Origin of the sequence: Kitasatospora sp. NPDC057542 (genome assembly GCF_042801945.1) — a bacterium.
Classification (GTDB): Bacteria; Actinomycetota; Actinomycetes; order Streptomycetales; family Streptomycetaceae; genus Kitasatospora.
Window position 1 is genome coordinate 1 of record NZ_JBHVFE010000244.1, and the last position, 12,895, is coordinate 12,895.

At 73.2% G+C, this 12,895-nt stretch carries 11 protein-coding genes; 5 read left to right on the plus strand and 6 right to left on the minus strand.

Features of this window, described 5'->3' with window-relative positions:
• Both recX and rny read left to right on the plus strand, forming a co-directional pair.
• The coding region (gene recX, locus ACFU7Y_RS26650) for a recombination regulator RecX (RefSeq protein ID WP_380769884.1) at window positions 1-761 on the plus strand (761 nt) is incomplete at its 5' end.
• Between the two features lie 133 nt (window positions 762-894).
• Window positions 895-2,364, plus strand: a complete 1,470-nt coding sequence (rny, locus tag ACFU7Y_RS26655) for a ribonuclease Y (RefSeq protein WP_380769885.1) — start codon at window positions 895-897, stop codon at window positions 2,362-2,364.
• A 6-nt stretch (window positions 2,365-2,370) separates the two neighbouring features.
• Here the strand turns inward: rny and ACFU7Y_RS26660 are convergent, their stop codons facing one another.
• The 5 genes from ACFU7Y_RS26660 to ACFU7Y_RS26680 all read right to left on the minus strand — a co-directional run bounded on the left by ACFU7Y_RS26660 (window position 2,371) and on the right by ACFU7Y_RS26680 (window position 7,518).
• Window positions 2,371-4,098, minus strand: coding sequence for an FAD-dependent monooxygenase (locus ACFU7Y_RS26660; protein ID WP_380769886.1), 1,728 nt, complete (start codon window positions 4,096-4,098; stop codon window positions 2,371-2,373).
• Window positions 4,099-4,220: 122 nt separating this feature from the next.
• Window positions 4,221-5,069, minus strand: a complete 849-nt coding sequence (locus ACFU7Y_RS26665) for an amino acid ABC transporter permease (protein WP_224282635.1) — start codon at window positions 5,067-5,069, stop codon at window positions 4,221-4,223.
• Entirely contained in the window at window positions 5,066-5,716 is a 651-nt protein-coding gene (locus ACFU7Y_RS26670; protein WP_224282636.1) for an amino acid ABC transporter permease, read from the minus strand. Before ACFU7Y_RS26670 ends, ACFU7Y_RS26665 begins: the two co-directional genes overlap by 4 nt.
• Before the next feature lie 52 nt (window positions 5,717-5,768).
• Window positions 5,769-6,674: a glutamate ABC transporter substrate-binding protein gene (locus tag ACFU7Y_RS26675; RefSeq protein WP_224282637.1), complete on the minus strand. Its 906-nt coding sequence runs from the start codon at window positions 6,672-6,674 to the stop codon at window positions 5,769-5,771.
• A gap of 115 nt (window positions 6,675-6,789) precedes the next feature.
• Complete coding sequence (locus ACFU7Y_RS26680; protein ID WP_224282642.1) at window positions 6,790-7,518, minus strand: amino acid ABC transporter ATP-binding protein; 729 nt, start codon at window positions 7,516-7,518, stop codon at window positions 6,790-6,792.
• A gap of 437 nt (window positions 7,519-7,955) precedes the next feature.
• On the opposite strand from ACFU7Y_RS26680, the gene ACFU7Y_RS26685 reads away from it, so the two are divergent.
• Both ACFU7Y_RS26685 and ACFU7Y_RS26690 read left to right on the plus strand, forming a co-directional pair.
• Window positions 7,956-8,714, plus strand: a complete 759-nt coding sequence (locus ACFU7Y_RS26685) for a response regulator transcription factor (protein ID WP_380769888.1) — start codon at window positions 7,956-7,958, stop codon at window positions 8,712-8,714.
• Window positions 8,715-8,720: 6 nt separating this feature from the next.
• Window positions 8,721-10,145: a HAMP domain-containing sensor histidine kinase gene (locus tag ACFU7Y_RS26690; RefSeq protein WP_224282639.1), complete on the plus strand. Its 1,425-nt coding sequence runs from the start codon at window positions 8,721-8,723 to the stop codon at window positions 10,143-10,145.
• 102 nt (window positions 10,146-10,247) lie between these two features.
• Here ACFU7Y_RS26690 and ACFU7Y_RS26695 read toward each other — a convergent pair whose 3' ends face one another.
• A complete protein-coding gene (locus ACFU7Y_RS26695; RefSeq protein ID WP_224282640.1) occupies window positions 10,248-11,267 on the minus strand; it encodes a TAXI family TRAP transporter solute-binding subunit in 1,020 nt (339 codons plus the stop codon).
• Between the two features lie 94 nt (window positions 11,268-11,361).
• On the opposite strand from ACFU7Y_RS26695, the gene miaB reads away from it, so the two are divergent.
• Complete coding sequence (miaB, locus tag ACFU7Y_RS26700; protein WP_380769889.1) at window positions 11,362-12,864, plus strand: tRNA (N6-isopentenyl adenosine(37)-C2)-methylthiotransferase MiaB; 1,503 nt, start codon at window positions 11,362-11,364, stop codon at window positions 12,862-12,864.
• Window positions 12,865-12,895 lie beyond the last annotated feature (31 nt).

Sequence of the window (12,895 nt, forward strand, 5' to 3'; positions counted from 1 at the left end):
CGGTCGAGGCGCTCGGCCTGGTCTCCGCCTCCGAGCTGCCCACGGGCCGCCGGCGGCGGCGCTCGGCCGTGGCGGCCGAGGACCTCGAAGCGGCCGGAAGCGCCTCCACATCGGCGGCCGTGGAGAGCGGCCGGGGCGGGGACGAGGCGGCCGGTCACGGGGGTGTGGCCGCCTCGGCCTCCCGCCGTGGCGCGCGTCGGGGCCGTTCCGCCGCCGGGCCGTCCGGGGAGGAGGGCACCGGCCGTACCTCCCGTAGGCAGGCCGAGGAGTCGGCTGATCCGGAGACCCGCGCCCGGGATGTCTGCCTGCGGCTGCTGACCGGCGCCGCCAAGACCCGCAAACAGCTCGCCGACGCCCTGCGCAAGCGGGAGATCCCGGACGAGGTCGCCGACGAGGTGCTCACCCGGCTCGAAGAGGTCGGGCTGATCGACGACGCGGCCTTCGCCGCAGCCTGGGTGGAGTCCCGGCACGCCGTCCGGGGCCTGTCCCGGCGGGCGCTGGCCCAGGAACTGCGCACCAAGGGCGTCGCCGCCGACCTGGTCGAGCAGGCCGTCGCCCAGCTCGACCACGACGACGAGACGGACGCGGCCCGGGCGCTGGTCGAGCGCAAGTTGCGGTCCACCCGGGGGCTGGACACACAGGTGCGCACCCGGCGGCTGGTCGGGATGCTGGCGCGGCGCGGCTACTCCGAGGGGCTGGCGTTCCGGGTGGTGCGCAGTGCGCTGGAGGAGGAGCCGAGTGAACCGTCAGGTCGGGAGTAGTGGCAGTTTTGTAGGCTTCTTGGGGTGAGCCAGGTCAACTCTTGACCGTTTCGTGACCCCCACCTAGCCTCGCCTTCAGTGCCCGGGGCGCCTTCGGACGGCGGCCCGCGCGGCGACGGGGGAGTGGGCGGCAATGGGGATCTCGGCGGGCACCGGTCCGAGCGGCTCGCTGGTGTCGGTCGCCGGATCGGCCGCACTCCTCCTGCTGGTGCTCGTGGTGGCCGCCGGGCTGATCATCAGGCGGCTCCAGGCGGCCCGGCGCAGCGCGCTGGCCGCGGCCGAGCAGGCCCGCCGGTGGGCCGAGGAACAAACCGCCCGGCAGCGGGCCGAAACCGCCCGCCGTGAGGAGGACCTGGCCGGGGAACTGCGCAGGCTGCGCCTCCGGGAGGACGAACTGACGGAGCGCTCCGCCGAGCTGGAGCGTTCCCGGAGTGAGGCCGAGACGCTGGTCACCCGCCGGGTGGCGGCGCTGGAGCGGGCCGCCGGGCTCTCCGCCGAGCAGGCCCGCGCCGAGCTCCTGCGGGAGGCCGAGCAGTCGGCCCGGCGGGAGGCCGCGGTCACCGTCCGGGAGATCGAGCGCGAGGCCAAGGAGGAGGGCGGGCGCCGGGCCCGGGAGATCATCGCCGGGGCGATCCAGCGGCTGGCGACGGAGCAGACCGCGGAGAGCGCCGTCACCGTCCTCCGGCTGCCGAACGAGGACATCAAGGGTCGGATCATCGGCCGCGAGGGCCGCAACATCCGCGCCTTCGAGGCGGTCACCGGCGTGAACCTGATCGTCGACGACACTCCCGAGTCGGTGCAGTTGTCCTGCTTCGACCCGGTCCGCCGGGAGACCGCCCGGCTCACCCTGGAGCAGCTGGTCGAGGACGGCCGGATCCACCCGAACCGGATCGAGCACCTGCACGAGCGCAGCCGCGAGGAGGTCGAGCAGCGCTGCGTCCGGGCCGGTGAGGACGCCCTGCTGGACGCCCGGGTCGGCGGGATGCACCCCGAACTCGTCCGCACCCTGGGCTCGTTGCGCTACCGGTCCTCGTACGGCCAGAACGTGCTCGGGCACCTGCTGGAGTCCGCGCACCTGGCCGGGATGATGGCCGCCGAGCTCGGGGTGGACCCGGAGCCGGTGCGGCGCGCGGCGCTGCTGCACGACATCGGCAAGGCGCTCAGCCACGAGTCCGAGGGCAGCCACGCGGCGGTCGGCGCGGAGCTCGCCCGGCGGTACGGGGAGTCCCCCGAGGTGGTGCACGCGATCGCCGCCCACCACAACGAGGTCGAGCCCCGCACCGTGACGGCCGCGCTGACCCAGGCCGCGGACGGCTGCTCGGGCGGCCGGCCGGGCGCGCGCAAGGAGTCGCTGGAGCTGTACGTCCGACGGCTGGCGCGGCTGGAGGAGATCGCGCGCTCGCACGAGGGCGTGGCCGAGGTGTACGCGATGCAGGCCGGCCGTGAGGTCCGGGTGATGGTCCGTCCGGACGCGGTGGACGACCTCGGCGCGGAGCTGATCGCCCGTGAGGTGGCCCGCCAGGTCTCCACCGAGTTGACCTACCCGGGCCGGATCCGGGTGACGGTGGTCCGTGAGAGCCGGGCCACGGCCGTGGCCGGCTAGGACGCCCTAGGAGACGCCCCGGCTCGGGGATTCCACCTGCTGCGGCGCGGGCTGCTCGGCCGGGTCGGGCACCCTGGTGAGCGTGGCCGTGCCGCCGCGGGCGCGGTCGGCGAGGGCGAGCAGGTCCTCGGCGACGGCGCCCTGGGTGGCGCCGACCAGGTGGCCGTCGGGGCGGATCAGCAGGACGGTGTGCGGGCCGGCGCCCGGGTAGTCCTCGGTGACCAGCACCTCGGCCGGGACGGGCAGCGCGGCGGCGACCTCCGCGAGGCGGGGCATGAGGCCGGCGCCGAGCCAGTGCTCGGAGGACCAGACGGCGGTGCCGGGGGCGACCAGCAGCAGCAGGAAGGTGGCGCCGAGCCGGGCGTGCAGGTGGTCGGGGGTGCCGTCGTCGGCGAGCACCGGCAGGTCCGGGACGAGCACGCCGGGGGCGGTGGGGGGCAGCAGCTCGCTGAGCGAGGTGGTGCCGCGCGCGCCGCGCTGCACCGGGACCCGGCCCGGGGCGCCGGAGGGCGCCGTCGGGTAGGCGGGCGCGCCGCCGAACCGGCCGGTGCCGAGCTGGCCGTCGGCGAGCAGCGGGGCGTGCTTGCGGAAGCCGCCGACCAGCAGCGAGCGCCGGGTCTGCTGCCAGCCGCGCAGGGGGCGCAGCAGCGGCATGGACTGGTCGACCGCGCGCAGCCGGGCGCCGACCGCCCCGCGCCGCTCGGCCTCGTAGCCGTCCAGCAGCGAGCCGCCGGGCTGCGGGCCGCCGGAGTGGAGGTGCCAGGCGAGGGCGAGCCGCCAGGCGAGGTTGTCGGCGTCGCGCAGCCCGTCCGAGAGGTTCTGCATGCCGAGCGCGCCGTGCAGGTGGGCGGCGTCGCCGGCGAGGAAGCAGCGGCCGACCCGGAAGCGGGCGGCGAGCCGTTGCTGGGCCGTGTGGTCGGCGGCGGCCAGCAGTTCGAATCGGGGCAGCTCGCCGCACCATCCGGTGAGGGTGGAGGTGACCCGGGTGAGCAGGGTGTCGCCGGTGACGATGCCGGGCCAGGTGGCGTGCGGGTCGACCGTCTCGGTGGCGGCGGGACGGCCGGGAGGCAGCCGCCAGTCGAGCCGCCAGACGCCGTCCGGCAGCGGACGGGCGGAGGCCTCGCGGTCGCCCCGCCACGGGGGCTCGCGGTGCAGCCGGGCGCCGTCGAAGGGCAGGTCGACCCGGACGGTGGCGATGGCGTTGCGGTCGACCGCCGGGCGGCCGGGGAAACGGATCTTCAGGAGCTTGCGGACGGCGGACCTGGCGCCGTCGCAGCCGACCAGGTGGCTGCCGCGCCACCAGGTGGTGGAGCCGTCCTGGGTGCCCACGGTGCGGACGCTGACGCCGTCCCGGTCCTGTTCGAGCTCGACGGCCCGGTTGAGCGGGACCAGCTTGATCAGCGGGGTGCCGGTCAGGGCGTCGCGCAGCCCGCGCTGGAGGCGGTGCTGGGGCAGGTGGAAGGTGGGCGAGTCGGTGAGGTCGATCCGCAGCACCTCCTGGCGGCGGCGCCAGACGGCGAAGGAGTCCCACAGCGCGGAGTCCGAGACCGCCCGCGGGTACCCGATCCGGGTCAGGAAGGCGGCGGTGTCGGCGCCGAGGACGAGGCTGCGCGGGCCCTCGGGACAGAGCCCGGAGCCCTCGTCCAGGACGATGGTCGGCACCTCGTGCCGGGCCAGGGCGAGGGCCAGGGCCAGACCGACCGGTCCGGCCCCGACCACGATCACCGGGTCCATGAGGGAACCTCCGGGCACGAACCGGCCGATCGGCCGGCGTCAGTTACGGCTGCCGCATATGCCGCGTGGATGCTCCCGGGAGGTGTCACGAACAGCAATGCAACAGTTCACCTGCGTGTCCGTCAAGCAGCAGCTGAAGTGCGCCGGTTCGCGCCGCGACGGCCACGTGCTTCGATCCAGCGTGCGAGCGCGGTCAACAGCAGGCACATCGCGATGTAGATGGGACCGATCACGAGCACCACGGGGATGTAGGGGAAGCCCGCGGCGTTGATCGGCTGGCTGGCGATCGCCTTACCGACGAACAGCAGCTCGTGGTAGGTGATGATGAAGCCGAGTGAGGTGTCCTTGAGGGTGACGACCAGCTGGCCGATCATCGAGGGCAGCATCGAGCGGACGGCCTGCGGCACCAGGATGGACATCATCACCTGGGTCTTGCGCATGCCGAGCCCGTACGCCGCCTCGCCCTGGCCGCGCGGGACGGCGTTGACGCCGCTGCGGATGATCTCGGCCTGGACCGCCCCGTTGTAGAGGGTGAGGCCGAGCACCAGCGCCCACATCGGCTGCTGGGCGAAGAAGGCGTAGTAGAGCCCGACGATCAGGATCAGCAGCGGCATCGCCCGGAAGAACTGGGTGAAGGCCGTGCAGGCCCAGCGGACCGGCCGGTGGTCGGAGAGCTGACCGGCCGCCAGCAGGGCGCCCAGGGCGAGGGAGAACAGCGCGGCCAGCCCGAAGGCCTCCAGGGTGGACAGCAGGCCGTCCACGATCCGCTGCTGGACGAAGGTGTACTGGAAGGCGTCCCAGAGGCCGGGGTCGAACTGGCCGTTGTCGTTCAGTGCGCTGAAGACGTACCAGAGGAGACCGGCGATGCCGAGCACCGAGAGGACGCCGAACGCGCGGTACCGGGTGCGGGCCCTCGGGCCGGGGGCGTCGTAGAGGACACTCCCCGAAGCCTGACGGTTGAGAATGCTCATCGGGCCACCGCCAGTCGGGATTCCAGGAAGCGGAAGAACGAGGCGACCGTCGCGCTGATCAGCAGGTAGGCGCAGGCCACCCAGAAGAAGATGGCGAAGATCGAGTAGCCGCGTTCGGAGAAGGTCTGCTGGGCGCTGTACAGCTCGGGGACGCTGAACGCGCCGGCGATCGCCGAGTTCCTGGGCAGGGCGATGAACACGCTGCTCATCGGGCCCAGGACGGTCCGGGCCGCCTGCGGCAGGACGACCAGGGTGAGGGTCTGGCCGAAGGTCATGCCGAGGCTGCGGGCGGCCTCCGCCTGGCCGAGCGGCACGGTGTTGATGCCGGAGCGGATCACCTCGCAGACGAACGAGGCGGTGTACCCGCCGAGCGCCAGCACCGCGAACACCAGGTGGCTGAAGTGCACGCCCAGCGGCGGCAGGCCGAAGGTGACGGCGAAGAACAGCAGGGTCAGCGGGGTGTTGCGGAAGAGCGTCACCCAGGCGGTGCCGAAGGCGCGCAGGACGGGCACCGGGGAGACCCGGAAGGCCGCCAGCAGGGTGCCCAGCAGCAGGGCGAGCAGAGCGCTGAGCGCGCTCACCTCGATCGTCTGTAGGAAGCCGTCGCGGAACAACGCGAAGTTGTCGTCCTCGAACAGGAACCCCATCCGGCGGCCCTCCTCTCAGTTCATGGTCGGGAATCGACGTACGGCGGGCGGATCAGTAGCGCTCGAGGGCCGGGACGTCCGGCGCCGGGGAGCCGGAGGCGCCCAGGGTCGCGTCGTAGGCCTTCTTCCAGTCGCCGTTGTCCTCGTGGGCCTTGAGGGCGTCGCTGATGGCGTCCCGCAGCGCCTTGTCGTCCTTGTTGAGGCCGACGCCGTAGTTCTCCTTGGTGAACGGCTTGCCGACCACCTTGAGCTTGGGGGCGTACTTGGAGGCGTAGCCCTTGAGGATCGCGTCGTCGGTGGTGACCGCGTCGACCTCGTTGGACAGCAGCTTCTCGACGCAGGCCGAGTAGGTGTCGAACTGCGTGACCTTCGGGTTGTACTGCTGGATGTTCTTGATCGAGGTCGAGCCGGTGGCGGTGCAGACGTTCTTGCCGCTGGTGCTCTCCGGGCCGGTGATCGAGGTGTTGTCGGCCTTCACCAGCAGGTCCTGGCCGGCGATGTAGTACGGGCCGGCGAAGGAGACGCTCTTCTTGCGCTCGTCGTTGATGCTGTAGGTGCCGACGTAGAGGTCGATCTGGCCCTTGGCGATGGCCGGCTCGCGCTGCGAGGAGACCAGGGTCTGCCACTTGATCTGCTGCGGGGTGAAGCCGAGGTCGGCGGCGATCATCTTGGCGATCTCGATGTCGAAGCCGCTGCGGTCGCCGCTGGCGACGTCCTCCCAGCCGAGGTTCGGCTGGTCGGCCTTGGCGCCGATGATCAGCTGGCCGCGCTTCCTGGCCTCGGCGAGGACCGCGGAGTCGATCTTGACGTCGGTCTTGACGGTGTAGCTCGGCAGCTTCGGGGCGGCGGCGCCGCTGCTCGCGGCGGTGGCGCCGGGGGTGCCGTCCTTGCCGCAGGCGGCGGTGGCGGTGAGCGCGACGGCACAGAGCGCGACGGCGAGGGTGCGGGACGTCCTCATGAGGGTTCTCCTGGGGCTGGGCCGCGGTGTCAACCGGGCTCTGGCGTCTGGAAGTCGTGCACGGGCAGGGCCGGCCGGCACCGTTGCCGGTGGTGGCCCCGCTGGTCTCGAAGCGTCAGTGGTGGAGGATCTTCGAGAGGAAGTCCTTGGCGCGGTCGGAGCGCGGCGCGGTGAAGAAGGCGTCCGGGGTGTTCTGCTCGACGATCTTTCCGTCGGCCATGAACAGCACCCGGTTGGCGGCGGAGCGGGCGAAGCCCATCTCGTGGGTGACCACGACCATCGTCATGCCGTCCGCGGCCAGCTGGCGCATGACCTCCAGCACCTCGTTGACCATCTCCGGGTCCAGCGCCGAGGTGGGCTCGTCGAAGAGCATCACCTTGGGCTTCATCGCCAGCGCCCGGGCGATTGCCACGCGCTGCTGCTGGCCGCCGGAGAGCTGGGCCGGGAACTTGTCCGCCTGCGCGCCGACGCCGACCCGCTCCAGCAGCCCCCGGGCGGTCTTCTCGGCCTGCGGGCGGGGCACCTTGCGCACCTTCACCTGGCCGATGACCACGTTCTCCAGCACGGTCTTGTGCGCGAACAGGTTGAAGCTCTGGAACACCATGCCGACCTCGGCGCGCAGCCTGGCCAGCTCCTTGCCCTCCTCGGGCAGCGGCCGGCCGTCGATGGTGATCGTGCCGGAGTCGATCGTCTCCAGCCGGTTGATCGTCCGGCAGAGCGTCGACTTGCCCGAGCCGGACGGGCCGATCAGCACGACCACCTCGCCCTGGCCGATCCTGAGGTCGATGTCCTGCAGCACGTGCAGCGCGCCGTAGTGCTTGTTGACGTTGCTCAGCACGACCAGCGGGGCGGCTGCGGGGGTGGAATCCTCGACCGGGCTCTCGGTCATCGCGCCTGCTCCCTCTGTCGTCGAATAGAGCCTGCCCGAGAAGTCTCAACTCCCTTGGGAGGCAGTGGTGGTACGAGATCCGGGGGCCGCGGCCGGCGGAGCCGCAGCCCCCGGTGGGCCGACCATAGGAGCCGTGACCGCGCGCCGTCAGCCGATCTGAGCGGAACTTGAGGATCACGAAACGGCCACACGGCGCCCACGCGCTGTTCGCGCGGGCGCCGACGGGGCATGTCACAGCGGGAATCCGCTCCGGTGCTCCCCGTTCCCCACGAGCCCGGTGCGCGGTCGAACCTGGCGCCGGGCCGTTCACTGGCCCATACTGCGCAGGACCGGGACCTGACCGATCGGCCCGGTGATCACCGGTGATCACGTGGGGGAAGGAGGAGAACAGGATGCGACTGCTGCTCGTCGAGGACGACGAACGTGTGGCCGCCGCGCTGGTCGCGGTACTGGGCCGGCACGGCTTCCAGGTCCGGCACGCCCGCAGCGGGCACGAGGCGCTGGACGCCCTGGTTCCGGACGGCAACGAGCCGTACCGCGTGGTGCTGCTCGACCTCGGGCTGCCCGACCGCGACGGCTTCGAGGTGTGCAGCCGGATCAGGGCCGGCAGCGGTGTTCCGGTGATCATGGTCACCGCGCGCGCCGACGTTCGCTCCCGGATCCACGGCCTCAACCTGGGCGCCGACGACTACGTCACCAAGCCGTACGACATGGGCGAGCTGCTCGCCCGCATCCACGCCGTGGCCCGCCGCGGCGCCGCCCCCGCCGCGGTGTCGGTGCCCGCGCCCGACACCGTGCCGCAGCAGCGCGGCCCGCTGGAGTCCCGCGGCATCCGGATCGACCGGGAGCGCCGCCGGGTCAGCGTGGACGGCCGCGACGTGCCGCTCACCCGCAAGGAGTTCGACCTGCTCGCACTGCTCGCCCAGAGCCCGGGCGTGGTCTACCGGCGCGAGCAGATCTTCAGCGAGGTCTGGCGCAGCGGCTGGGAGGGCAACGGGCGCACCCTGGAGGTGCACATCGGCTCGCTGCGCAACAAGCTGGCGCTGCCCGGCCTGGTCGAGGCCGTGCGCGGGGTCGGCTATCGGCTGATCCCCGACCGTCCGACGCCTGCCGCGGCCGAACCCGCCCCGCCCGCCCCCGCGGAGCACTGACCGCACGTGCGCACCCGCCTCCTCGGCATCCTGATCGCCCTCATGCTCTGCGTCCTGGCCGCCCTGGGGCTGCCGCTCGCGGCGGCGGTCGCGGCGGCCGAGCAGACCAAGGTGGTCGTCGACCGGCTCGACGACGCCGCCCGCCTCGCCCAGGACCTGCCCACCTCCGGCGCCGCCGACTCGGCGCGCAAGGGCGAACCGGAACCCGCCCCGGGCGACCTCAGCCGGCAGCGCGCGATCGACGCCGAGGTCCGCCGCTACCACGACCTGTACGGCGTGCGCCTGGGCATCTTCCAGCGCGACGGCGTGCCGATCGCCGCAGCCCCGGACGACTGGCGGGTGCCCTCCGGCGGCTGGGGAGCCCAGGCCTTCCAGGAGGCGCTGGACGGGCGGCGCAGCCACGACCCGCCGCAGGTCTGGCCGTGGACGCCGGACCGGACGATCATCGTCGCCGCCCCGGTGGTGCGCGACGGCGACGTGGTCGCGGTGGTGCTGAGCGAGTCCCCGACCGAGGCGCTGCGCACCCGGGTGCTGCACAAGTGGCTGGTGATCGGCGGGGGTGAGGCCGCCGCGATGATCGTCGCCGTGCTGCTCGCCGTCCGGCTCACCGAGTGGGTGCTGCGCCCGGTGCGCACCCTGGACCGGGCCACCCACGACATCGCCACCGGGCGGATGGCCGCCAGGGTCGCCCCCGGCGGCGGACCGCCCGAACTCCAGCGGCTGGCCCGCTCGTTCAACGAGATGGCGGACCACGTGGTGCTCGCCATGGACCAGCAGAAGGCCTTCGTCGCCGACGCCTCGCACCAGCTGCGCAACCCGCTGTCGGCGCTGCTGCTGCGGGTCGAGTTGCTCGGCCTGGAACTGCCCGAGGGCCACGAGGAGGAGCTCAGCGGCGTCCGGGAGGAGGGCGCCCGGCTGGCCCGGGTGCTGGACGACCTGCTCGGGCTGGCCACCGCCGAGCACGCCCGCCCCGAACCGGAGCGCACCGACCTCGCCGAACTCACCCTGGCCCGGGTGGACGCCTGGCGGCCGGTGGCCGAGCAGCGCGGGATCGGGCTGCGCTGGGACGGCCCGGCACTGGCGATCGGGATGGCCGATCCGATCGGCTTCGGCTCGGCCCTGGACGCCGTGGTGGACAACGCGCTCAAGTTCAGCCCGGCCGGCAGCGAGGTGCGGGTGCGGGTCGCGGTGCGCCGGGACGAGGTCGCGGTGACCGTCACCGACGCCGGGCCCGGCCTCACCGAGGACGAGCTGTCCCGGGCCGGGGACCGGTTCTGGCGCAGCCCGCGGCACCAGAACGTGGACGGCTCGGGGCTCGGGCTGTCCATCGCGCGCACCCTGCTGGCGGCCGGCGGCGGCTCGCTCGGCTTCGCGCCGGTCAAGCCGACCGGGCTCGCGGTGACGCTGGCGGTGCCGCGGCCGGAGAAGTGACGGCTGCCGGGCGGGGCGCAGGCCCCGCCCCCGCGGCTCACCGGGGGCGGCTGCGGACCTGGTGCGGCTCACCCGGCGGGGCGGCGGCCCGCCGGCCACGTCCTACGGCTTCACCGAGCGGTAGTAGCGCGCCGCGCCGGTGTGCAGCGGGAGCGGGTCGGTGTAGACGGCGGTGCGCAGGTCGACCAGCTGGGCCGCGTGCACCTGGGCGCCGATCTGGTCCCGGCTGTCGATCACCGCGCGGGTCATGCCCTCGACCAGGCCCGGGTCCGCGTCGTCCCGGGTGATCAGCAGGTTGGGCACGGCCACCGTGGCGACGGCGTCCTTGGGATCGGCGTTCGGGTACGTGCCCTTGGGCATGGTGGCCGCCCGGTAGGCGTCGGTGCCGCCGCCCTCGGCCTTGTGCAGGGCCTCGGAGAGGTCGCTCAGCGGCACGACCCGGATCCGGACGTGTTCGGAGAGGTCGGTGAGCGCGTTGGTGGGCAGGCCGCCGGACCAGAAGAAGGCGTCCAGCCGGCCAGCGCGCAGGTCGTCGGCGGCCTCGCCGACCCCCTTCGGCACCGGGACTATGTCGCGGTCCGGGTCCAGCCCGGCGGCGGCCAGCAGCCGCTTGGTCACCAGGTTCACCCCGGACTGCGGCAGCCCGACGCCGACCCGCAGGCCCTTGAGGTCGGCGGTGCGGTGCACCGGGGAGGAGGCCGGGACGATCAGCTGCAGGTAGTCGTCGTACAGCCGGGCGATCGCCCGCAGCTTCTCCTTGCCGGGGCCCTGGTAGTCGGCGACCGCGTCGGCGGTGGCTATCGCGAAGGTGTCCCGGCCGGTGATCACCCGGGTGAGGTTGTCTATCGAGCCCTCGGAGTTGTCCAGGGCCAGCCGCACGCCCGGCATCGCCCGGGAGACGTGGGCCTGGAGCAGCTGCCCGTACCGGTCGTAGACGCCGCGCTGCACCCCGGTGGCGAAGCGGACCTCGCCGCGCGGGTACCCGGGGGAGCGGCCCGCCGACAGCCACCAGCCGCCGAACCCGGCCACCAGCAGTACCACCACCAGCACCGTCCGCCACAAAGGGCTGCGCGCCGCGGTGCGGACGGCGGCGCCGAGACGGGACGGGGTGGTGGGGGCCATGCAGGGATACTGCCAGGCGCTCCGGCCGAACGGGAGTGAACGGGTGGTGGAAGCTCCGGGAAAAGCGCTTCGCCGCTGCCCGTACCCTGGTCTGGTGAGCGGTGAGAGCGGATTGAAGAGCTACAAGGTCGTCACGCACGGCTGTCAGATGAACGTCCACGACTCCGAGCGGCTGTCCGGCCTGCTGGAGGACGCGGGGTACGTCAAGGCCGGGCCCGAGGGCGACCCGGACCTGGTGGTGTTCAACACCTGCGCGGTGCGCGAGAACGCCGACAACAAGCTGTACGGCAACCTCGGACAGCTCGCGCCGGTCAAGACCCGCCACAAGGGCATGCAGATCGCCGTCGGCGGCTGCCTGGCCCAGAAGGACCGCGAGACCATCGTCAAGCGCGCCCCCTGGGTCGACGTGGTCTTCGGCACCCACAACATCGGCCACCTGCCGGCGCTGCTGGAGCGGGCCGCGGTCGAGCGCAAGGCCCAGGTCGAGATCCTGGAGTCGCTGGAGACCTTCCCCTCCACCCTGCCGACCCGCCGCGAGTCCGCCTACGCCGCCTGGGTCGCCATCTCGGTCGGCTGCAACAACACCTGCACCTTCTGCATCGTCCCCGCCCTGCGCGGCAAGGAGGAGGACCGCCGCCCCGGCGACGTCCTCGCCGAGATCGAGGCGCTGGTGGACGAGGGCGTCATCGAGGTGACCCTGCTCGGCCAGAACGTCAACGCCTACGGCTCCGACCTGGGCGACCGCGAGGCCTTCTCCAAGCTGCTGCGCGCCGCCGGCCAGATCGAGGGCCTGGAGCGGATCCGCTTCACCTCGCCGCACCCGCGCGACTTCACCGACGACGTGATCGCCGCGATGGCCGAGACCCCGAACGTGATGCACCAGCTGCACATGCCGCTGCAGTCCGGCTCGGACCGCGTCCTCAAGGCGATGCGCCGCTCCTACCGGCAGGAGCGTTTCCTCGGGATCATCCGGAAGGTCCGCGAGGCGATGCCGGACGCGGCCATCTCCACCGACATCATCGTGGGCTTCCCCGGCGAGACCGAGGAGGACTTCGAGGAGACGATGCACGTCGTCCGCGAGGCCCGCTTCACCAACGCCTTCACCTTCCAGTACTCCAAGCGCCCCGGCACCCCGGCCGCCGAGATGGAGGACCAGGTGCCGAAGGCCGTCGTGCAGGCCCGCTACGACCGGCTGATCGCCCTCCAGGAGGAGATCTCCTGGGAGGAGAACAAGAAGCAGGTCGGCCGCACCCTGGAGATCCTGGTCGCCGAGGGCGAGGGCAAGAAGGACGACAAGACCGACCGGCTCTCCGGCCGCGCCCCCGACAACCGGCTGGTGCACTTCAGCCGGCCCGCCGAGCCGGTGCGCCCCGGCGACATGGTGACCGTCGAGATCACCTACGCCGCCCCGCACCACCTGCTCGCCGAGGGCCCGGCGCTCGCGGTGCGCCGCACCCGGGCCGGCGACGCCTGGGAGAAGCGCCAGGCCGCGCCCGCGGCCAAGCCGGCCGGCGTGATGCTCGGCCTGCCGAAGATCGGCGCCCCGGCCGAGCTGCCGCTCGCCGCGCCGGCCGGCGGGGCCTGCTGCGGCGACTGACCCGCTGCTCGTGACGGCGGCCCGGTGGGAG